The organism is Streptomyces sp. NPDC008121, assembly GCF_042957155.1.
GTDB lineage: Bacteria > Actinomycetota > Actinomycetes > Streptomycetales > Streptomycetaceae > Streptomyces.
In genome coordinates this window covers 38,723-59,326 of record NZ_JBIBHT010000001.1, presented here as the reverse complement: position 1 = coordinate 59,326, position 20,604 = coordinate 38,723, and the positions used below count along the sequence as shown (strand labels likewise).

At 72.9% G+C, this 20,604-nt stretch carries 16 protein-coding genes and 1 pseudogene; 8 read left to right on the top strand and 9 right to left on the bottom strand.

All coding sequences use genetic code 11. The features are described from left to right. The first annotated feature begins 137 nt into the window (after positions 1 to 137). Positions 138 to 1,247, top strand: a complete 1,110-nt coding sequence (locus ACFZBD_RS00255; RefSeq protein WP_391132821.1) for an FAD-dependent monooxygenase — start codon at positions 138 to 140, stop codon at positions 1,245 to 1,247. A gap of 25 nt (positions 1,248 to 1,272) precedes the next feature. On the opposite strand, the gene ACFZBD_RS00250 is transcribed toward ACFZBD_RS00255, so the two are convergent. From ACFZBD_RS00250 to ACFZBD_RS00235, 4 genes are all read right to left on the bottom strand, one after another. Then, a complete protein-coding gene (locus tag ACFZBD_RS00250) occupies positions 1,273 to 5,145 on the bottom strand; it encodes a CHAT domain-containing protein (RefSeq protein WP_391132818.1) in 3,873 nt (1,290 codons plus the stop codon). Between the two features lie 180 nt (positions 5,146 to 5,325). After that, complete coding sequence (locus ACFZBD_RS00245; RefSeq protein WP_391132815.1) at positions 5,326 to 7,542, bottom strand: SpoIIE family protein phosphatase; 2,217 nt, start codon at positions 7,540 to 7,542, stop codon at positions 5,326 to 5,328. Positions 7,543 to 7,549: 7 nt separating this feature from the next. Then, positions 7,550 to 7,939 (bottom strand): anti-sigma factor antagonist, encoded by a 390-nt coding sequence (locus tag ACFZBD_RS00240; RefSeq protein ID WP_391132812.1) that lies wholly within the window; start codon positions 7,937 to 7,939, stop codon positions 7,550 to 7,552. 206 nt (positions 7,940 to 8,145) lie between these two features. Further along, complete coding sequence (locus ACFZBD_RS00235; RefSeq protein WP_391132809.1) at positions 8,146 to 9,261, bottom strand: hypothetical protein; 1,116 nt, start codon at positions 9,259 to 9,261, stop codon at positions 8,146 to 8,148. A gap of 265 nt (positions 9,262 to 9,526) precedes the next feature. On the opposite strand from ACFZBD_RS00235, the gene ACFZBD_RS00230 reads away from it, so the two are divergent. Beyond that, entirely contained in the window at positions 9,527 to 10,564 is a 1,038-nt protein-coding gene (locus ACFZBD_RS00230; protein WP_391132806.1) for a hypothetical protein, read from the top strand. A 103-nt stretch (positions 10,565 to 10,667) separates the two neighbouring features. Here the strand turns inward: ACFZBD_RS00230 and ACFZBD_RS00225 are convergent, their stop codons facing one another. Further along, on the bottom strand, positions 10,668 to 11,294 hold the full coding sequence (locus ACFZBD_RS00225) for a hypothetical protein (RefSeq protein ID WP_391132803.1): 627 nt from the start codon (positions 11,292 to 11,294) through the stop codon (positions 10,668 to 10,670). 33 nt (positions 11,295 to 11,327) lie between these two features. Further along, positions 11,328 to 12,143 carry an isocitrate lyase/phosphoenolpyruvate mutase family protein gene (locus ACFZBD_RS00220; RefSeq protein ID WP_391132801.1) on the bottom strand — a complete coding sequence of 272 codons (816 nt, stop codon included), beginning with the start codon at positions 12,141 to 12,143 and terminating at the stop codon, positions 11,328 to 11,330. A 186-nt stretch (positions 12,144 to 12,329) separates the two neighbouring features. Between ACFZBD_RS00220 and ACFZBD_RS00215 the strand changes: the two genes are divergently transcribed. The 4 genes from ACFZBD_RS00215 to ACFZBD_RS00200 all read left to right on the top strand — a co-directional run bounded on the left by ACFZBD_RS00215 (position 12,330) and on the right by ACFZBD_RS00200 (position 14,897). Beyond that, the gene (locus tag ACFZBD_RS00215) at positions 12,330 to 12,701 is read left to right on the top strand and encodes a VOC family protein (protein WP_391132799.1); all 372 of its coding nucleotides are present in this window, start codon (positions 12,330 to 12,332) and stop codon (positions 12,699 to 12,701) included. 93 nt (positions 12,702 to 12,794) lie between these two features. Continuing rightward, positions 12,795 to 13,571 carry a transglutaminase domain-containing protein gene (locus ACFZBD_RS00210; RefSeq protein ID WP_391132796.1) on the top strand — a complete coding sequence of 259 codons (777 nt, stop codon included), beginning with the start codon at positions 12,795 to 12,797 and terminating at the stop codon, positions 13,569 to 13,571. A 190-nt stretch (positions 13,572 to 13,761) separates the two neighbouring features. Further along, the gene (locus ACFZBD_RS00205; RefSeq protein WP_391132793.1) at positions 13,762 to 14,499 is read left to right on the top strand and encodes an SOS response-associated peptidase family protein; all 738 of its coding nucleotides are present in this window, start codon (positions 13,762 to 13,764) and stop codon (positions 14,497 to 14,499) included. Positions 14,500 to 14,651: 152 nt separating this feature from the next. Beyond that, positions 14,652 to 14,897, top strand: coding sequence for a DUF6479 family protein (locus ACFZBD_RS00200; RefSeq protein WP_391132789.1), 246 nt, complete (start codon positions 14,652 to 14,654; stop codon positions 14,895 to 14,897). Between the two features lie 159 nt (positions 14,898 to 15,056). Here ACFZBD_RS00200 and ACFZBD_RS00195 read toward each other — a convergent pair whose 3' ends face one another. After that, the gene (locus tag ACFZBD_RS00195) at positions 15,057 to 15,833 is read right to left on the bottom strand and encodes an NAD(P)H-dependent oxidoreductase (RefSeq protein ID WP_391132786.1); all 777 of its coding nucleotides are present in this window, start codon (positions 15,831 to 15,833) and stop codon (positions 15,057 to 15,059) included. Positions 15,834 to 16,038: 205 nt separating this feature from the next. Between ACFZBD_RS00195 and ACFZBD_RS00190 the strand changes: the two genes are divergently transcribed. Next, complete coding sequence (locus tag ACFZBD_RS00190; RefSeq protein ID WP_391132783.1) at positions 16,039 to 16,938, top strand: EamA family transporter; 900 nt, start codon at positions 16,039 to 16,041, stop codon at positions 16,936 to 16,938. A 176-nt stretch (positions 16,939 to 17,114) separates the two neighbouring features. On the opposite strand, the gene ACFZBD_RS00185 is transcribed toward ACFZBD_RS00190, so the two are convergent. Continuing rightward, positions 17,115 to 18,497: an STM4012 family radical SAM protein gene (locus ACFZBD_RS00185; protein WP_391135809.1), complete on the bottom strand. Its 1,383-nt coding sequence runs from the start codon at positions 18,495 to 18,497 to the stop codon at positions 17,115 to 17,117. A 264-nt stretch (positions 18,498 to 18,761) separates the two neighbouring features. Between ACFZBD_RS00185 and ACFZBD_RS00180 the strand changes: the two genes are divergently transcribed. Next, on the top strand, positions 18,762 to 19,862 hold the full coding sequence (locus ACFZBD_RS00180; protein WP_391132780.1) for a DUF1152 domain-containing protein: 1,101 nt from the start codon (positions 18,762 to 18,764) through the stop codon (positions 19,860 to 19,862). Between the two features lie 222 nt (positions 19,863 to 20,084). Here the strand turns inward: ACFZBD_RS00180 and ACFZBD_RS00175 are convergent. After that, positions 20,085 to 20,597 (bottom strand): annotated as a pseudogene (locus tag ACFZBD_RS00175) (transposase family protein). Positions 20,598 to 20,604 lie beyond the last annotated feature (7 nt).

Here is a 20,604-nt window from a genome sequence, read left to right as displayed (position 1 = left end):
GCAGAGGCTAGCAGCGCGAAGGCTCGTCTCCGGGTGACTGGCCTAGTACAGGCACTGGTTCAGGGCGGTTGAAGCGCCTGCGCGTACGCCGTACGTTCAGTGCGCGTACACCGTAAGAACCTGTGGAGGAGCGTCCCATGCGCACCGTACTCATCTCCGGCGGCGGCATCGCCGGTCCCGTCCTTGCCTACTGGCTCCGCCGTCACGGCTTCGCGCCCACCGTCGTCGAACGCGCTCCGGGCCGGCGCCCCGGGGGCCAGGCCGTCGACATCCGCGGCGTCGCGCTCGACGTCATGGAGCGGATGGGCCTGCTGGACGAGGCGAGCCGCCTACGCACCCGGATGCGCGGCATGTCGATCCTCGACCCCGACGGCCACGAGGTCGACCGCACCACCGAGGCGACCTTCAGCAGCGGCCGGCTCGACAGCGAAGACATCGAGATCCTGCGCGAGGACCTGGTGCGGCTCGTGCACGACCACACCCGCGCGGGCGTCGAGTACCTCTTCGGCGACAGCATCACCGCGCTCGCGGAGGACGAGACCGGCGTGCACGTCGACTTCGCGCACGGGCCATCCGGCACCTACGACCTCGTGGTCGGGGCCGACGGCCTCCACTCCACCGTACGGCGCCTCGCCTTCGGCCCGGAGAAGCGGTACGCCCACCACCTGGGCAGCTACCTCTCGGTGTTCGGCGCGGACAACTTCCTCGGCCTGGACCACTGGCAGATGTGGCTGCGCGACGGCGACGCCGGCTTCGGCATCATGCCCGTACGCGACAACACCGAACTCCGGATCGCCTTCGGCTTCGAGTCCGCCCCCCTCGCCCACGACCTCCGCGACACCGCCACCCTCCGGCGGCTCGTCGTCGACAGGCTCGCGTCGACGCGCTGGGAAGGCCCCCGCCTGTCCGAAGCCGCGCGCACGGCGCCCGACTTCTACTGCGACGCCATGGCCCAGATCCGGATGGAGCAGTGGTCCCGTGGTCGCGTCACCCTGCTCGGCGACGCCGGCTACTGCCCTTCTCCCCTCTCGGGCCAGGGCACCAGCCTGGCCCTCGTGGGCGCCCACGTCCTGGCCGACTCCCTCGCCCGGGCCGACGGCGACCACCGATCGGCATACGACCGCTACGAGCGTCGTATGCGCCCCTTCGTCACCCTCAACCAGGCGTTGGCCACCGAGAACCCCGGCGGCCCGGCCTCGGAGGAATCCGTCGCCCGCGCCAAGAACGCGCTCTGCCTGGACGGCTGACCCGCCGGGCCGTGGCGGGACGGGCTCAGCGCGGGGCGGGGTTGCCCTGGTGGGTGAAGGCCGCCCAGAGGTGGATCTCGGGCAGGTCGGGGCGGGAGGCCTCGCGGAGCAGGGGGCCCTCCAGACCGGGCGGAGGGCGGCGGGACGGGTCGAGCATCCACAGCTGGGCGGCGCGGAGCGCGTCGGCGGGGGCGAGGCCCTCGTGGGTGAGGAAGTGGTGGAAGACCGTCATCATCAGCGCGGTCGCACTGTCGTCGACGGCCCAGCGGGAGCCGACCACGTCGGCCGCGCCCCGGGCGACCAGGGCCGTGGAGAGGGTCAGGGCCTCGTCGTGATCGCCGGTGCTCACGTCCGTCTCGCAGGCGCTGAGCACGACCAGCGGGCCGTCCGGGCCGGGCGCCGCGGCGGCGGAGTGGTCGAGGATCCGGGCGACGGTCAGCTCGCCGTCGGCCAGCGACAGTGCCGAGCGCGTGGGACTCGGCCCGGCCACGCCATGACAGGACACGTGCACGACCGCCGCCGCCTGATCGCCGCCCGGCAGCGCGGCCAGCAGGTCCGCGCAGTCGCCCGGCGCGTCCGGAACGCCCTCCGCCGCCACGAACTCGCCGTAGCGCCGCGCATCCGGATAACAGGCCGTCCGCAGCGCCTCCGTCTCGATCTCGGCCCACACCAGGTCGAGCCGCGGGTCGCTGACCAGCACCTGGCGGCCGCTCGGGGGCAGCCGGTCACGGGCGGCGGCCCGGACGAACTGGGCTCCGGACGGGGCGTAGCTGAACACCGCGCCCTGGCAGGCGTAGAGGGGACCCCCCAACGGGATGTGCCTGCGCGCGGCATGCCAGGGAACGACACCCAGCGGACCGCAGGGGACCAGCACGATTCGCGGTCGCCGGCCGTAGGCTCCCAGCGTGTCGAGGACCGGCCCGATGGCGGCTGCCCAGGCCCAGTCGCAGAGCTCGCCGAGCGCCGCCCGCCATTCCGCCTCGGCTGCGTCCCGCGCCGTACGCCCCGCAGGCGTCGTACCCCGATCGGCTATCGCGCGGGTACGGGCGGCGGCCGCGGCGAGGTAGCGCTGCAACTGGTGGCTGCCGGGGGAGAGCAGCAACGGCAAGGGGAGTACGCCCGGTTCGGTGTCCCCGGGCCGCAGGATGAGCGCGTGTCCCGGGACGTGCGGGCGGAAGCCCTCGCCGGGAACCAGATAGACCAGCGCGTCGGCCCCCGAGGCGGCCAGCGCCGCGGACAGGCCGGCGACGTCCGGAGTGCCGAGCAACTCCCGCGCCCCGGCGCCGTTCCCCGCCCCCAGGGCGGCGAGCGCCGTGCGCCGCAGGCTGCTCGGCAGCTCGGCGCCGGGGACCGTCGGCGCCTCCGCGACCGGGTCCGTGGACCGGAGGGCGTCCCGCTCGCTCGCCTCCCCACCGGCCGCGGGTCGCTCCGTCGCACGCCCGTCGGACGGACCTGCCTCCTTGCCCCCGCCGACGGCGTCGCCACCGCCACGCCCGGCGGACGGGCCCGCCTCCTTTCCCTCGCCGACGGCGTCGCCACCGCCACGCCCGTCCCCCTCACCGACCGGGAAGGGGCGCCGCGGTGTCTGCGCCCGCCACCGTGCGGCGAGATCCCCGTGCCCCCGGTCCGCCAGCAGCCGCGGCACGCCGTGCGCGGCCGCAGCGGTCTGCAGCACCAGGGACCGGCCCAGCTCCAACGCCTCCACCGCCTCGGCGCCGCGGCCGCCCTCGGCACACCGCTGGGCCAGCCACAGCGCGTGGCCCGTCGCCGACCGAGCCGCCGACAGCGCGTGATCGGCGCCGAGTTGCAGCAGGACGTCGGCGGCCGTCAGCTCCAGGGCCTCGCGGCGTGTCTCCCGGCTCGCCTCGGCGTCCTCGCTCCCGCGCGGGCCACCGGTCACCGCGCTCGTCCAGTAGGCCGTGGACAGTGCGGTCAACACCTCGACGTTCAGCGGCGGGGCGTAGCCCGCGGCGGCCATGGCGCGGACCCGGCTCAGCTCCTCGATGCACGGGTCGAGCAGCCTGAGGTCGCTGCGGTGCGTGGTCGCACGGAGCATGAGACGGCCGAGGGCGAGCCGTAACCGGGCCTCCTCCCAGTGCGGCATGCGGGCTTCCCCGAGCACCCGACGGGCTTCCACGACGGCTCGGTCGACCACCTCCGGGCGGGGGTCGACCGTGGCCAGCTCGATCATCAAGTGGGCGCGCCCGGCCGGGACGTACGGCACGAACAGCGGAGGCATCGTGTCCGGATCGACCTCGACCGCCTCCCGCAGGTACCGGACCGCCGCCAGCTGGTCGGACCGGTCCCCGGTGCGGGCGGCCCGTCCGGCGTGGACCAGGCCCAGCGTGCCGGTGACGAAGAAGCGGGTGCTCGCGTCGGGTGACGGGTCGGCGTACCGCTCGGTCAGTGTCCCGATCAGTTCCTGCGCCGCACGGGCCACGGCTGCCGGGTCCCGGCTGCGGCCGGCCGTCTGGGCGGCGGTGACGAGGCCGAACAGCGCCACCACGTCTTCGCCTTCGCCGGCAGGGGACACCGCCTGGGCCATGGCCAGAGCGGTGACACCGTCCTGGAGGCTGCCGCCCAGCGTCCCGGCGGTGGCGACGCGGTGGGCCAGGAGGCCGGTGAGGTGCCGGCGGGTGGCCGCAGCCCGCGCTCCTTCCGCCGGAAGGGCGTCGATGGACTGCCGGAGCCAGGCCACGCTCCGCTCCAGGCGGGCGAGTTCGCCGTTCGACACCCACAGGTTGTCGATGGTCGTCGACAGGATCGTCTCCAGACCCAGCTCCCGCCGCCAGGCCGCATGCACCGCGGGGTCGGGGTCGGGAAGCGATACCGCCGCGTCCACCTCGTCGAAGTCCAGCGTCCCGGGCACCCGGAGACGCTCCGCCACCAACAGGGCCGCGTGGAACTTGGCGACACGGATCCGCTCGGGCGCGTCCACGGGCAGAGGAAGGAACACCTCCCTGACCGCCCGCGCGACACCGTGGACGCGTGCGGCGAGCGACCGGGGGCTCCGCACCTCCGACCGCAGCGCCACGAGCAGCTCGCGCAGCGGCGCCCGCTCCGGACGGTCCAGGCCCAGATCCGCCAGCTCCCGGTCGGCGTCCACCGGAGAGATCGGGGGGTCGGCCACCGTGACGCACAGCCACTCCAACAGGCGCCCGAAACCGACCGGGTCACGCCGCGCCCAGTCCAGCACCCCCCGTACGCTGTCGGCGGGAGCCTCCGCATCGGGCCCCTCGGGCAGCTCGGGCCCCTCGGGGCTCGCCGCACCGGACGGCCCCGGAACTTCCGCGGCGGCGCCGCCCTCCGGGGATGCGGAAGGCGCGTCTTCTTCGGGCGGGGCGGGGAGCGACGACAGCAGCGTCGCGACGCGCTCCATGACGGGCAACACCGCCTCCCGCGTCCGCAGGTCGCCGACGACGACGCGGGCGAGCACCTCCATCGCTTCGGTCAACCGCTCCCGTAGGGCCTCGACCAGGTCCGGTGGGGCGGAGCCCTCGCGTACCTCCGGTGGAAGATCCGGGGGGATGAGCAGGGTGGCCAGACACTGCCGGGCCGCCATGGCGAGCCCGTCCTCCAGCGGCCTGGCCCGGTCGGTCCACCGGAGGTGGCCCAGAGCGGCCGCCCGTTCCCGCGCGTCGGCGTCCGGCCGGCCCCTGAGCCGTAGCTGCATCAGCAAGCCGAGCCAGGGCACCACGGTCGCCCGGGCCGGGTCCCGCTCCGGCAACAGCCGCTCGATCGTGACCAGATGCTCGAACACCAGCCGGACGGCGGCCGACCCGGGGTCTTCGCGCGCCTGCTGCAACGTCGCGTGCGCTTGGCGTACGGTCACGGCGGCCCAGGCCCGGAGCCCGTTGACGTCTTCCTCGCCGTGGTTCCCTCGCTCCGCGTCGGCCATGCGTCCTCCCCGCGACCCCGAGCAGTGGCCCGCGACCTTGAGCCGTGGCGGGCCGGGCCCCCGTCGCGCCGCCCGTCCCCTGTTCCGCCCGTCTCCTGTTCCGCCCGACTGCGGGACGAAGTCCCGCCGATCCAGGACAGGTTAGTGCGCCAGGGGTCGGGCTACGGGCGGATGGCGGCGTCAGGTCGCGGTGAGGGCGAGTGCGGCCTGGTCGTCGTCTATGTCATGGGGGCCCGTGAAGGAGCGGACCGCCCGGGTGAGCGCTTCGATGATGTCCGGTGCCGTGTGCTCGGCGCCGAGGGCGCCGCTCAGGGCATCGGCGAGCCGTTCCTCGCCGAACTGCTGGTTCTCGTCGTTGCGCGCTTCGGTGATGCCGTCGGTGTAGAGCAGCAGGCTCTGTGCCGGCTTGAGGCGCAGGTGCTGGTGGGTCAGGTGCGGATCGGGGGTCACGCCGAGGAGGGAGCCCTGGAGGTCGACCGTCCGTACGGCGCCGTGGCTCTCGATCAGCAGGGGGAGCGTGTGGCCCGCGCGGACGAGGGTGATGTCGAGGCCGCCGCCGTCGGCCGGGGCGAGATGGCCGTAGACGAGGGTGACGAAGCCGGTGCCGTGGCTGTCCGGGCGCTCGAGCAGGGCCTTGTTGACGGCATGGACGACCGCGTCGGGTCCGGGCAGCAGCGGTGCCACGGCGCGGGCGGTGTGCCGGACCAGCGCGGTGGTCGTGGCCGCGAGCGCGCCACGGCCGCACACGTCGCCGAGCATGAACGCCCACCGGCCGTCGGACAGTGGGAAGAGGTCGTAGAAGTCGCCGCCGATCTCGAGCCCTTCACCGGCGGGGTGGTAGTAGACCGCCGCCTCGGCTCCCGGCAGCGTCGGCACCTGCGGCAGCAGGAGACCGGCCTGGAGGTCACGTGCGAGGGTGACGCGCTGGGTGTACTGGCGGGCGTTGAGGGCCGCCGACGCGGCCCGTCGGGCCAGCTCCTCGGCGAGGGCGACGGTGTGGCCGTCGAACGCGTCCTCGCCGGTGGACAGGAGCGTCACGGTCCCGAAGGCCCGGCCGCGGTCCAGCAGGGGGACGCACACATAGCCGGTGACCCCCAGGTCGTGCCACGGGCCGGGCCCGGTGGGGACACGGCGGGCGACCTCGCTCAGGCCGGAGGCGAGGACCCGGGCGACGGCGTCGTCGTCGGCGTCGTACACGGGGATGTGGGAGGCGAGGAGGGCTTCGTCGGCCTCGCGGGCGGCGGCGGTGGCGATGCGCCGGACCCGGCCCGCGTCCACGACGTCGACCGCGCAGAGCGGAGCCAGGACCGGCACGCAGGTGCCGGCCAGCCGCTGCAGGGTCTGGGCGTGGTCCAGTTCGGAGGTGAGCAGGGTGCTGGCCTTCAGGAGGAAGGCGAGGTCCCGGCGGGCCGCCTTCTCCTTCGCCTCGGCGGCCAGGCGGGCCTGCTCGGCCTGGTGGCGCTCGATCGCCAGCGCGGCGGTACCGGCGAAGACCCGGGCCAGGGCCAGGTCGGAGTCCTGGGGCGCGCGCGGAGTCCGGTGGTACATCGCGAAGGTGCCCAGCAGCGAACCGTTGCGTGCCAGGATGGGCGTGGACCAGCAGGCCGCCACCCCCGCGGCGTCGGCGAGGTCGCGGAAGTCGTCCCAGAACGGGTCCCGCGCGATGTCGCAGACGACGACCGTACGGCGCCGGTGGGCGGCGGTGCCGCAGGAGCCGACGCCCTCGCCGGTCGCGATGCCGTCGATGGCCTCGTTGTAGAAGTCGGGCAGGCTCGGCGCGGCGCCGTGGCGCAGATGCCGGCCGTCGGGGTCGGCGAGCAGCACCGAGACCAGCACCTCCTCCGGCGCGAGCTCCTCGATGGTGCGGGCCATGCCCTCCAGGACCTGCTCCAGGGAGGTGTCGCGGGCGATCTGCTCCAGCAGGGCGCGGTGTTCGGCGGTGAGCCGCTGCGCCTGCTTGACCTGCGTGGTCTCCACACCGAGGATCCGCACCCCGGTGACATTGCCGCCCGCGTCCAGCCGGGGCTCGTAGGTGAAGTCGAAGAACGCCTCCCGCGCGGCGGGCCCGGTGCCCAGGACCACCCGCGTATCGCGCCCCGTGTGCGGCCGGCCGCTGCGGTAGACCTGATCGAGCAGCGTCAGGAAACCCTGGTCGGCGAGCTCCGGCATCAGCTGGGCGATCGGCACGCCCGTGCGGACGCGGTCCCCGCCGCCGATGGCGGCGAAGAAGGCGGCATTGGCGGTCTCCACCATGTGGGCGGGGCCCGCGAGGGACGCGAAGACGGCGGTCGACCGGCCGAACAGGTCCCGGAGGTCCTGATCCTTCGCCGCCTCCGCCGCCGGACCACCGCCCGGGGCGGCGCCCCGGGAGGGCTGTGCTTCTGATACGCGGGGCATGCCCGTGCTACCTCTCACTTGCTGCCCGAACCGACACCGGTGCACCCTCGCCCGAAGACGCCCGCACACCGTCGCCGGCGGCGAGGGCATCCGCCACTGTGGCGCATACGGCGATGGCCTGGTCCAGACCGGTCAGCTTGAAGACTCGCGCCACCGAGCCGGGAACCGCGGCCAGCCGTAGCAGACCCCCGTACCCCGCAAGACGCTGGTAAATCCTCACCAGCACGCCGATGCCGGAAGAGTCACAGAAGTGCAGCGCCGTGCAGTCCAGCACGAGCAGCCTCGGCCGGTCGACGAGCACGTCGTCGGCCGCCTCCTGCAACTGGACGGCGCTGTCGTAGTCCAGCTCGCCGCGCAGGATGAGGACACCACCCCGCGGGTCCAGCCCGACGTCCACCGCGAACACCCTCAGCCGCCTCCACCTCGTCACGAATCGGCACCGATCCGATGATAGAGACGGGCCGCCGGACCCACCGAGGCGGTCCGGCCCGTCGCGCCGCGAAGCGCCGGGCGAGAGGGCTGGGTGGGAGGCCGGGGCGTCCGGCAGGCGGCGGCCGCAACGGGAAGCCGCGTCCGGCGAGGGGCCAGCCCCGGCTGCCCGGCCTACACCGCCGCGTTCCCTCCGCTCCCGCTTCCGCTACCGCCCCCGCCGCTCGCCCGGCCGGAGCGTCCGTGCTCCAGCGCCCAGCGGTGCAGCCGCTCGCCGTCCCGCGTCAGCCACGTGCCGTCGCCCAGCACGGTGATGTCCTGGCCCACCGGCAGCGGGTAGTCCAGCCGGCCGAGCGGGCGCAGCGTGTCCGCGTCCAGCACCCAGTGCCGGGTCTCCGCGGGCCCGCCCTCCGGGTGGACACGGCCCGGGAGCAGGACGTGGCGTCCGTCGAGGACCTCGGCGGAGGAGAACTCGTCGTTCTCCGGATCGACGGCCAGCTCCGCCAGGTCGAGCAGCGCCGTCTGCTCCCCGGAGTCGAGGTCGTACGTCGCCAGCTCGTCACGGTCGTCGTCGAGGAACAGGTACTCGGCGTACCGCTGGGTCAGCACCCGGGAGCCCGGCAGGAAGCCCGTCAGGGCGCGCATCCACGTGCCGCCGAGGATGCGCAGACCGTCGTCGCCCGCGTCGGCCCACCAGGTCGACCAGCTGTGCCAGGCCGTCCAGCAGGACACCACCACGGCGCCGCCGTCCGGACGCCAGGCCTGCACCGCGCCCGACGCCAGCGAGCGAATCTGTCTCCGGCCGAGCACCTCGCCGGTCGCCGCGTCGAGAAGGACCAGTTCGTCCCAGGTGTAGTTGCGCTCCGGCTCCAGGTCGTACACCAGGGCCGCCTTCGCCCGGTCGGGCTCCAGCGTCGGTACGACCACACTCACGCGCCGTCCGTCGGGGCTGACGGCGGGGGTGGAGTGCGCCCGGTCGGCACCGTGCCAGGGAGCGTGCGCGAATTCCCACCGGACGGCGCCGCCGGGTCCCAGCGCCCGTACCGACGCGACGCCGGCCACGACGAACCCTCCGTCGGGCGCGGGCGTCGCGCGTTCCTCCTCCCGCGTCCGCAGCGAGGCGGTCGCGCCCTCCGTCCTGCCCGCGAGGAAGTCCTCCCGGTCATGCACCTCCACCAGCCCGGCCGCCCGGACCAGGAGCCGACCTCCGGCGACCGCCTCCACCGAGCCCGGCGCGTGCGTCGTGCCGAGCGGCACCACGGCGACGCGTTCTTCCCCCGTCGTGATCATGCCCGCATGCTCGCAAGCCCCCGGTGCTCCCCGCCAGCCTTTTCCGGGGCGGGGCGACCGCCGGGCGCCGCCGATCCCGATGCCGTCGGCCACCGGCGGCCTGAGCACCGCCCGGCCGCGTAGGCGCAACCGAGCCCTGACCTCGAGAGATCGCAGGCCAGCGCATTGCGGAGTGTGAAGGTTTGATGGATGATTCTCCGCCGTGACGATCTTCCTCGCCGTCGTGGTCGGCGTGCTCCTTCTCGTACTCTGCAGGATTTTTCTCGTGCCAGGCCGGGCTGACCGGTGGGTGCGGGAGGAGTTCGTGGCCGCCCACTACGGGCTCGTACCCCGAGACGTGCTCGACGCGCGACGAGCCGGACCGCCGCCGGCGCGGCACCGGCTGGAGGAGATGCAGGCCGTTGCCGACGCCGCGTGGGAAGGGCAGTGGCAGGCGGCCAAGGCGTACGTCGAAGCGGCCGGCGACGACTGGGACGAACGCTGGTCGCGGACCGAGTTGCTGCAGCAGGTGGCCACGGAGGACGACGGCTGGCTGGAGGCGTGGCGGGCGGCCGAGCCCGGCAACTGCGACGCGGCGACCCTCCACGGCAGCCTGATGGTGCACCGGGCCTGGAAGATCCGCGGTTCCGGGTACGCGAACGAGGTCCCGACCGAGCGGATGAACCAGTTCCGCGCCATGCTCCCGGCCGCGATCGAGCAGGCCCGGCAGGCCGCCGAGCTGGACCCCGTGAACCCCGGCCCTTGGGTCGTCATGGTCACCGCGGCCCGCGGAGCGGGGTACAGGCCCCACCGGTTCCGTCCGCTCTGGGCAGGCCTCGTGTCCCGCGCCCCCCACCACTACGCGGGCCACTGGCAGGGCTTGCAGTACTGGTGCGCCAAGTGGTTCGGGAGCGATCGGCGGATGATGTCGTTCGCCAAGCGGGCGGTCCGCAAGGCCCCGCCCGGAAGTCCGCTCATCGGGATGTATCTGCACGCTCTGCACGAACGGGAGAAGCGCTCCGACCCCACGGCGCTGGGCGGTACATGGGCCTCCCGGAGACGCCTCCGACAGGTCGCCGCATCGCTCTCGGAGGTCGCGGACGACAACGAGCACGTGCCCGCGCTGCGGCATCTGCTGGCGCACTTCATGGTGCGGTCGAGGATGAACGCCGCCGCGGTGGAGCAGTTCCGGCTGCTCGGTTCGTGGTGTGGCGCCGAGCCGTGGCTGCAGCACGGCGACCCCGTCTGGGCCTTCGAACTCGCTCGCGGCACGGCGGTGAAGCGTTCCCGAGCCACCCCCGTGGCGAGCCCCCAGCGGATGTAGCAGCGCCCGGACCGCGCCCGGCCCGGTTCGCTGGCTTGCCCGCAGGGCCCCACCACTCGTCCCGGTCGTGACCTCCAAAGTCCCCGACATCTCAGACGAGGTCTCAGGTGTTCCTCTGCCCGCTCGTGCCTGAGCGGCGCCCCCCGTACGAGGCAGTCAGGGCGTCGGCAACGGCGGCTGCATCCGCGTCGGCTACGTCTGCCGGGTATTCCGGCAGGAGGTCGTCCCAGACGGGCAGCCACGACCCGTACAGCTGGGTCTGGCCCTCGGGCCGGGCGAAGAACCACACGTGCAGGTGTGCGGACCCGTCCCCGATCCGGTAGACGTGGGCCCGCGAGATGTGGGGCAGTGCCTGCATGTGGCGGACGATGTGAGTGGTGAGCACGCCCAGCTCGCCGGCCAGCTCGTCGGGCAGATCGGCCATGTCGTAGTGGTCACGTGGGTACAGCATCAGGACCAGCGGCACACCGACGCCCGGTATCCGAGCCAGCCGCCACTTGTCGTCGAACCAGATGCCGTCGTCGCGCGAGCGGCACTCATCGCAGTCCGCAGGGTCTTCGCCGTGCCGTCGCGGTTCGGGCAGAACGGGCGGGCGGAGCGCGGACACGCGTAGTCCGTCAGCCTCGAAGGGGCTGATGTCCCATCCGGTCATGCGCGCCAGCGGAATTCGGACCTCGTCATCCGCGGCCGCACGTGCGCGTTCGTAGAACTCTTCAGGTCGCAAAGCCATGATCGCCAGAGTAGCTGTGCCCCGCAGACGCGACTAAGCGGTCGCCGCGAAGTGCTCGTTGAGTTCGGGGAAAGCGATACCGTCGCGGACCGCGTCACAGCGACCGGTGTCGTACAGCTCTTGCGCGGCTCGCCGGACCACCGCGTATGCGGCTTGGGCGACACCGGAACCCAGACTGACCCGTGCTGCGCCGAGTGTGCCGAGCTCGTGTACGGAGGCTCCCGGGGCGGCCATCACATTGAGCGGTACGGGGATGGCCGCGGCCAGCTCCGTGATGGTGGCCGGCTCGGTGACACCGGGGACGAAGATGCCGTCCGCGCCGGCGTCCACGTACCTGCGAGCCCGCGTCAGCGTGTCCCGCAGCCGTGTGGCGGGGTCTCCGAGGCCGAACAGGAAGGTGTCGATGCGGGCGTTGAGGAAGAGTGGAACCCCCGCTCGATGCGCCGCCGCACGTGCCGCTGTCAGGCGTGCGGCGAGTCCGGCCGGATCGCGGGTCCCGTCCTCGATGTTCACACCGACCACTCCGACGTCGATCACCCGGGCGATCGTCTCGGCGACGGCGGCCGGGCCGTCGCCGTACCCGCCCTCGATGTCCGCGGTCACCGGCACCCCGACGGCCGCCGTGATGCGGGCGATCACGGCCAGGGCCTGATCCCGGGACAGCTTGTCACCGTCTGCCACGCCGAGGGACCATGCCACCCCCGCACTGGTGGTGGCGATCGCGGTCGCGCCCGCGGCCTCGGTGATACGCGCGCTCGCCACATCCCAGACGTTGGCGAGCGCGAGCGGCCGATGACGTGTGTGGAGCGCGCGGAAGAGTTCGGCTTTATCGCGTCGTGCATTCTGCATGAACTCAGCGAACCACAGCGGAAATAGGGCGGCTGGCAGGAATCCGACATGAACGTCGATAACCGTTGGCGCCGGACGCCGGGAATGTCGAGGCGCAGGTGATGATGTATTTCTCTGAGGGGGAAAGGAAAACGCATGGGGGCGCGAAGAGCTTGTCCTTACTCCCTCTATCGATATGGTCTTCGCATGATGACGCATATCGCTTCGGCGACTCTCTACGTGAGCGACCAGGACGAGGCTCTGGCGTTCTACCGGGACGTTCTCGGATTCGAGCTCGTGACGGATGTCGACATGGGACAAGGCGCCCGGTGGCTCGAGGTCAGGCCGAGCGGAGCCCAGACGTCCATCGTCCTGTCGGATGCCGCGGCGTTCGGTAAGTCACCGGGCGAAGGCGCGTATCTGATCTTCGCCGCCGACGATGTGGCGGCCACGGTGCAGCAGCTCCGCGAGCGCGGTGCTGAGGTCTCGGATCCCAAGGTCGAGCCCTGGGGCACCTATGCGCTCGTCGACGCTCCGGACGGCCACAAACTGCACTTCAACCAGCGCGCGGCACGATGACCCGATCGACCTCGGCTCACCCCGACGGGAGCGCGGCCGGTGCGGCCCATGGCCGCTCGATCACCCCCGACGCGCCCCACGTATCATCCGCGCATGACGCACCCTGCACTCACTCCCTGGTGGCGCGCTCGGCGCTCGGCGCCCGAGGGGCGCGCCGTCGAGGGGTCCACCGATGCGACTCGCATCCTCGACCTGCACCACGCCTCCGTGCGCGATCTGCTTGCCGATGCCCGGGCCGCGGCCCCGGACGCGAGTGAGGACCGGAGCCGGCTGCTGGCGGCACACGGGTTGATCCGCGACCGGGTGCGGCCGGTGTACGCCATGAACGACGCACAGCCGGTCTCGCGCACGCTGGCGAAGGGCCGGGGTTCGTGCAGCCAACGGCTCGCGGTGCTGGAAGCCGTGGCCCGAGCGGGCGGCATACCCACCCGGGTCCGCGGCCTCCTCATCGACGGCGCCTTCTGGTATCCGCGCTTCCCGCGGCTACGAGCGATCGTCCCCGCGACGGTCCTTCTGGCCTGGCCGGAGTTCCGCCTGGGCACTGACTGGGTGGGCGCGTCCGAGCTGTACGCGCCCATCGACGTGCTGCGCGAACGCGGACCGGAGGGGTTCACGAACCGGGGCGGCCAGACATTGTTCGAAGCGCTCTCGGTGACGGCCGTCGACTGGGACGGCGAGCAGCCGGCGCCGTGCACCGTGCCGGGCGCAGGCGACACGGGGTGCGGAGCGGGGGACCTGTCGGCGATGGTGCGGCGGGACCTGGGCCGGTTCGACTCCCGCGACGAGCTCTTCGCGACTCATGGACAGACCTTGTGCCCGATCGCCCGAGTCGCCGGCGACACCGTACTGAGCAGGCGCTCGGCCGCGTAAGGCCGTGCCGCGCAGTGGCCGGTGGGCGGGGGGACCCGCACCACGCTTCCGGCGGGTCCGCCCCCAGCTGTGTGGGAGATCAGCCACATCACGGTTGCCGGCCAGGCCCGATGACGCGTCGGCGGCCCCGGCGGGGAAGTCCCTCGGGGATTGCCGACGTCGGAGCGGTGCGCCGTGGCAGAGTGACGGCATGTGCGGCCGTTATGTCTCCACCCGCGGACCCGAGGACCTGACCCGGCTCTTCGACGTCGCCGAATGGCGGCCCGAGGAGACCCTGGAGCCGAGCTGGAACGTGGCCCCCACGGATCCCGTCTACGCCGTCCTCGGCCGCCCCCCGCGCGAGGACGGTGACGAGGCTGTGCGGCGGGAGCTGCGGGTGATGCGCTGGGGGCTGGTGCCATCGTGGGCGAAGGATCCGAAGGTCGGCTCCCGCATGATCAACGCCCGGGTCGAGACCGTGCACGAGAAGCCCGCGTACCGCCGCGCCTTCGCCAAGCGCCGCTGCCTGCTGCCGGCCGACGGCTTCTACGAATGGGACCCGGTGCGGGACGCCGAGACCGGCAGGACGCGGAAACAGCCGTACTTCATCCACCCCGCCGACGGGGAAGTGATGGCCCTGGCCGGCCTGTACGAGTACTGGCGCGACCCGGAGGTCCAGGACAAGGACGACCCGGACGCCTGGCTGACGACGTGCACCATCATCACGACCGAAGCCACCGACGCGGCCGGCCGCGTCCACCCCCGGATGCCCCTCGCCCTCACCCCCGACCACTACGACACCTGGCTCGACCCCCATCACCAGGACACCGACGACCTCCGCGCGCTCCTCGGTCAGCCGGCGGACGGACGGCTCGACGCCCGGGCCGTGTCCACGGCCGTCAGCAACGTACGCAACAACGGGCCGAGGCTGCTGGACGCCGCCACTTGACGGCGCACCGGGCGGAGCGACCGGTCGGCACCGCCCGTGGAGCTGTTTGCGGTGGCCGAATGCGGACAGACGCGGTGAGCGCCCGAAAGCGCACGTCAGCCGACCTGCCGAGCCGCTCACCGTACGCGTTCCGGCCCGCATGAAAGGTGATCATGACCGCACATACCTTCGCCGCCGCGCCCGCTCTCGCCTCGGCCGGATCCAACGGCGTGCTCTTCGCCGTCCTCATCGGAGCGGTCGTCGTGATCCTGCTCCTCGCCGCGTTCTGGTGGGGCAGCCGTCGTGCCGCTCGGCGACGCCGCCCCGTCGGAGACCCCACCCAGTCGCAGGCCGGGGCGGGCCGCGACTCGTGGACGACACCCGAGGCGGACGACGACCTCGGCGACTCCCGCCGCTGACGCCGGTCAAGCGGCAGCGGAAGGAATCCGCCCGGCGGGGTGGGGTGCAGGCGCACCCCACCCCGCCGACGTATGCCGCCCCCTCGCCTCCCCGGAAGGCTGAACGCGCCGCGCGCGCCTGAACGTGCGCGCGCCCCCGCCCGATGCGCAGCGCCCTCCTCACGCCCCCCGCCTCGGCGATACGGACGCCTCCCGCGCCTCGTGCACCTCCAGGCCCTCGGAGCCGGGAGCGAGGGACCCGTCAAGGACGAGATCGTCGTCGTAGTCACCGCCGGCTTCGGTGCGGTAGGGGAGGGGTTCCTCCGTGAAGAGGCTGCCCAGACGGGCGGTCAGGGCCGACACCGCGGCCTGTGCGTCCTCGCGCGAGGCGCGGTCCGCGGAGGGGATAAGCAAAGGGGGCAGGGCGGCCATGCCGGTGTAGAAGTACGTGCCGTGCAGCAGCGGCCAGAGGATCTGCCGCAAGGACCCGTGGATGCCCCGGGGCGCCATGGACGAACCGCGCGCCCCGGCGGTCACGACCGTCAGCGCCCGCTTCCCGGCCAGCGCGCCGGCCCCGTAGCGCGCGCCCGTGCCGTAGCCGAGTCCCTTGACCAGAACCCGGTCGAACCAGCCCTTCAGGATCGCCGGAGGCCCGTACCACCACAGCGGGAACTGCACCACCACCGCGTCGGCACGCAGCAGCTTCTCCTGCTCGGCACGGACGTCCGGCGCGATCCGGCCCGAGCGGTACGCCTCGTACGAGGCGTCCGCGACCAGCAGCCGGCCGCGGTGATCCGGATAGTCCGCCGCGGTGACGACCGGGTCCCAGCCCATGGCGTACAGGTCCGACTCGCTGACCGTGTGCCCCAGCCGGCGGGCCTCCCGGACCCCCTCCGCACGCAGGTGACCGTTGAGGGACTCGGGTTCCGGGTGCGCTGAAAGCCAGAAGATCTCCATGGCGGGCGCCCTACCCCGACGTACGCCCCTGACGCCTCCGCCCGTGGCCGAAGCCCGGCACCCGACGCGGTGGCTCCTCGGTGTGGTGGGAAGACACGGGATCCGTGCCGTGTACGGCGCGAATCTCATGGTTTCCGCCAGCAGCCGCCACCGGACCGACCTCGATACGTTCACGCCATCCGTGTGTGCCGAGGTGGGGGTTGACGTGAGAGCTGTGGCATCCGTACTGGTGGCGGCCGTCCTGTGGGGCACCGTGGGGCCGGCGCAGATCTGGGCCGGCACCGGCGCGCATCCGGTGTCGCTCGGCGCCGCGCGGATGCTGCTGGGCGGGACCGTGCTCGCGGTCCTGACGGTCCGTCCGGCCGGGCTGCGCACCTTACGGCTCCCGGGCGCGGCCCGGTGGCTCGCGGTGAGCGTGCTGGTCACCGCCGCCTTCCAAGTGTGCTTCCTGCAAGCGGTCGAACGCTCCGGAGCAGCCCTGGCGACGGCGGTCGCCTTCGGGACCGTACCCGTCGTCAGCGGCGTGTGCGGGCGCCTGTTGTCGGGCGAGCGCCCGTCGAGGCGCTGGGCGGCGGGCACGGCCTGCGCCGTCGCCGGGATCGCCCTGCTGCTGCTCCCGGGCGGCGGGGGGCGTGCGGACGTCCTCGGCATTGTCCACGGGGTCGTCGCCGGGGCGAGTTTCGGCGTCTACATCGCCGCGACCAAGGAGCTGGGCGCACGCGGCGCCGACCTGAACGCGGCGGCCCCGGTCAGCGTCCTGTGCGCGGGCGTTCTCGTCTCCCCGTACCTCCTGCTCGCCCCGGAAGGGCTCGCCACCCCGCGCGGCCTCACACTCGTGGGCTGGCTCGGCCTAGGGACGACCGCGCTCGGCTATCTGCTCTTCACCCGCGGGGTCGGCCGGCTCAGCGCCGCCACGGTGGGGACGCTGAGCCTGACGGAACCGCTGGTCGCCACGGTGCTGGGGGTGACCCTGCTCGGCGAGCGGCCGGGGCCGCTCGCCTCCGCGGGCGCCGCGCTGCTGCTCGGGGGGCTGGTCGCCGTCTCCGTACCGGGGCGCCGCCGCCGGCCGACGGAGACCTCCCGTCCCGAGCCGGTCCGGAGCTGACCCCGGGCGGAAGACCCTCGCCCGAGTTGACCCCGGGCGGAGGCCGATGCCGTCCGGTCAGCGGACAGCGACGCCGTCCGGTCAGCGGCCCGTTCGATGCCCACGCGTCGCCGCCACTTTCGCCGCCGGGTTCGCCGCCGACGTGGCCCCCACCGGGCCCGCCGGGCCCGCCGCCGTCACCGATCCTGGTACGTGCTCATGTTCTCGCGCACCCTGGGGGAGAAGAACATCGGACCGATCCCGTCCGCCCGGGCCATGCCTTCGAGGGTCAGCCGGAGCGTGCCGCCGGAGTCCCGGAGCCAGTTGTGCCCCAACAGCGTGTCGAGCTGCGGACCGAAATCGGCCTCGAAGCGGGTGCCGAACCGTCGCTCGTAGTGCGCCACGTCCAGCCCCGTCGATTCGAGCAGGTGCTGCAGCACGTACATCCGGCGCCGCTCGTCCCCGTCCATACGGAACGCCCACTGCGCCCGCCGGAACCGCTCGCTCGGGGTCGCGATGTAGTCGTCGATGATGCGGCGCACCTCGGGTACGGCGACGGCGTAGTCGGTCGTGTAGTGCAGATCGGTGGTGAAGGAGCGGGCGCCGACGCCGAGCCCGACCATGCCGGCCTGCTGGTTGTACTCGCTGATGCTGCTGCCGTCGGTGTCCTCGACGGCGGCGGTGCCGATCCGCCGGAAGACCCGCATCGAGGTCTGCTCGTAACCGGCCGACAGGAGGTAGTCGCGGCCGTAGCGGTACAGGCGCAGCCGCTGGTCGTCCCATTCCGCGGGGGTGGCCGCGTGCCGGGTGCTCAGGCCGGTCAGCGGGCGCACGTACAGCGGGTAGAGGTAGACCTCCTCGGGTTCCCAGGCAAGAGCGGCGTCGAGCGAGACCTTGAAGGTGCGTTCGGTCTGGCCGTCGATGCCGTAGATGAGGTCGATGTTGAGGATGGGGAACTCCGCGTCCCGCAGACGGGCGAGGGCGGCTTCCGCCTCCTCCCGCTTCTGCGGGCGGACGGCCGCGCGGGCCTCCTCGTCGATGAAACTCTGCACACCGATGCTCAGCCGGGTGGCGCCCCGCTCGGCGAGCACGGCGAGACGGTCGGCGGTCGCGGTGGCCGGCGAGGTCTCCACCGACCAGGACGCCGCCTGCAGGTCGGCGCCCATGACGTGCTCGGAGATGTCGCAGAGCCGGGTCAGCTCATCGGCCGTCAGGTACGTCGGCGTGCCCCCGCCGAAGGCCGCGAGCGTGAAACGTAACGGCCGCCCCTGGGCGTCCAGGGCCTGCCGGGTGACCTGCGCCTGTCTCTTCAGCGTGTCCAGGAACGCCTGGGTGACGTCCTCGGGGGCGCCGGTACGGGTGAAGAGGTTGCAGAAGCCGCACCGCATCTCGCAGAACGGTATGTGGACGTAGAGGGAGAGGGCGTCCAGGCGCTCACCCGACCACAGCTCGCTCAGCAGCGGCCCGTTGTCGAGCAGGCGGTACGCCTTCTGATGGGGGTACGCGTACACGTACTGCTGATAGGGCGTCTCCGGCTCGGTGGCGGGCCGAGCGGACCGGATCGACGGTGACGGAAGCATGACTGACTTGGTCATGACGCGAAGTGACTCACTCTCGGACGACGACGTCACGTTGGGTGACAGATCGGGACCCTAGGGCGACCGGCCGGTCGATATCTGTAGTGTGATCGCCAAAAAATCCGTTTCATCGGATGGAGCTTCGTATGCACTTTTTGCGGCCTCGGGGCTTTATCCGTAATTACCAGGCTATATGCGGCAGTTGACGGGTGGGAAACCGTCCGACGCCTCTGGCGGAAGGGCAGGTCTTGGGGTTCTCTGTCCGGCATGAAGCGACTTCTCATCGCCGCGGGCGGTGGCGGTGACGCCATCACGGCGGCCATGGTGCACGCGGCGCTGCACGGCCCCGACACCCCGGCCCTGGTGCTCACTTACGCCTGGGAGAGGCTGGTCGTCGACCCCGTTCCCGGCCCCCGCGGCGCCGCCGACTTCACCGGCGCCCCGACGCCCGCGCCGAGTCTGACCCTCATCACCCCGCAGACCACGCCGAACGCCCCGGCGGGCTCCCTGCTCCCGCGCCTCGCCGCCCACCTGCGACCCGCGCTGGGGTTGCTCGACCCCTACGACGGCACGCTCGGCCTCACCCGGCAGATCGAGGCGGCGGCCCGCTGGTGCGCAGCCGACCGGATCGAACTCGTGGACGTGGGCGGGGACATCGTGGCGCGAGGCGACGAACCGACCCTGCGCAGCCCCCTCGGCGACGCGCTGGCCCTCGCGGCCTGCGCCGCCACGGGCATCCCGACGAGCGTGTACGTCGCCGGGCCAGGGCTGGACAACGAAGTACCCCTGTCCGACCTAGTGCCCCGGCTCGGCGAACCCGCCTTCGCCCTCACGCCCGAGGACACCGACGGCGTACTGGCCGTCTTCGACTGGCACCCGTCCGAGGCCGGCGCCATGCTCGTCGCGGCGGCCCGAGGCGTACGCGGCATCTGCGGTACGCGCGACGCGCCGCGGCCCGTCGTACTCGACGACACCGCTCGCCAGGTCCACCGCCTCACCTGCGAGGAGGCGCTCCGGCTCAGCCCGTTGGCCGGGGCGCTCGACCTCTGCCCCAGCCTGGAGGCCGCCGAGAAGGCCTCGACGGCGGTCTGCGGATTCTCCGAGATCGCCCGCGAACGCCACCGCGCCGCGACCGCCCCAGCGTCCTCGCCGCGGGGGCGCCCCTCGACGGACGCGGCGACCCTCCTCGCCCGCTTCACCACCTGGGAACGATCCCGGCTCGCCGAAGGCCTCGACTACGTCACCACCCGCAGGATCACCGAAGACCTCGCCCTCACCCGCCCGGAGACCCGCACCCTCTACCGGGCCCTGGGGGAGGGGACGCCCCCGCGTCGCGTCGCCCCGCTATGGCGCCTGGCGAAAGCGTGAGCGGCGGCTCGCGCACGACACCACGGGCCGCGCGAGCCGCCGCGCGGGCGTGAGACGGCCGCTCCGGGGCAGGAGGGTGTCATGAAGATACTGATCATTCTGGTGCTCATCGGTGTGGCCGCGGCTTGGTACATGCACTCACAGAAGCGGCGTTGAGGGCTGTCCCGTCATCGCTCTTCGAGTCGGGATGAGCAGGTGCAGATGCGGTGCGTGCGCTCGCCGCTATCCGGCCGTCGCGAGGTTGTGCAGGCGGGCAATACCGAGCATGGCATGGTGGACTCCGTCGCCTTTGAGCCGGCAGTCGCGGAGGATCTTTGAGGTCTTCATGCGAGCCAAGACGTGCTCGACACAGGCCCGGACCTGTTTGTGGGAGCGGTTGTGCTCCTCCTTCCAGGCCGCGAGGTCGGTCTGGCCGCGCTCGCGGCGGTGAGGGACCACGAGTCCCGTGCCCGGATAGCCGCCGTCGGCCATCGTGAGTGCCCTGCCGACGGCGGCTTTGGCGCCGGACTCCTCCCACGCCTTGCAGTCGTAGCTGGCTCATGGTCAGGTTCGTCCGCCAGTAGGTGGCGACCAGCAGTGCCCTGTCCTCGAGCGGAAGGCTCCGTGGCCGGCTCTGCGGTTCGCGTCAGCCCCTTCGCGTCGCAGCATGGTCACCAGCTTCCGGAACAGCCTCGGGCTGAGCCCCGTGAGCGGGCCTATCCAAGACGACTGTGACGCCGTGATCACACCAGTCACGCCAAGA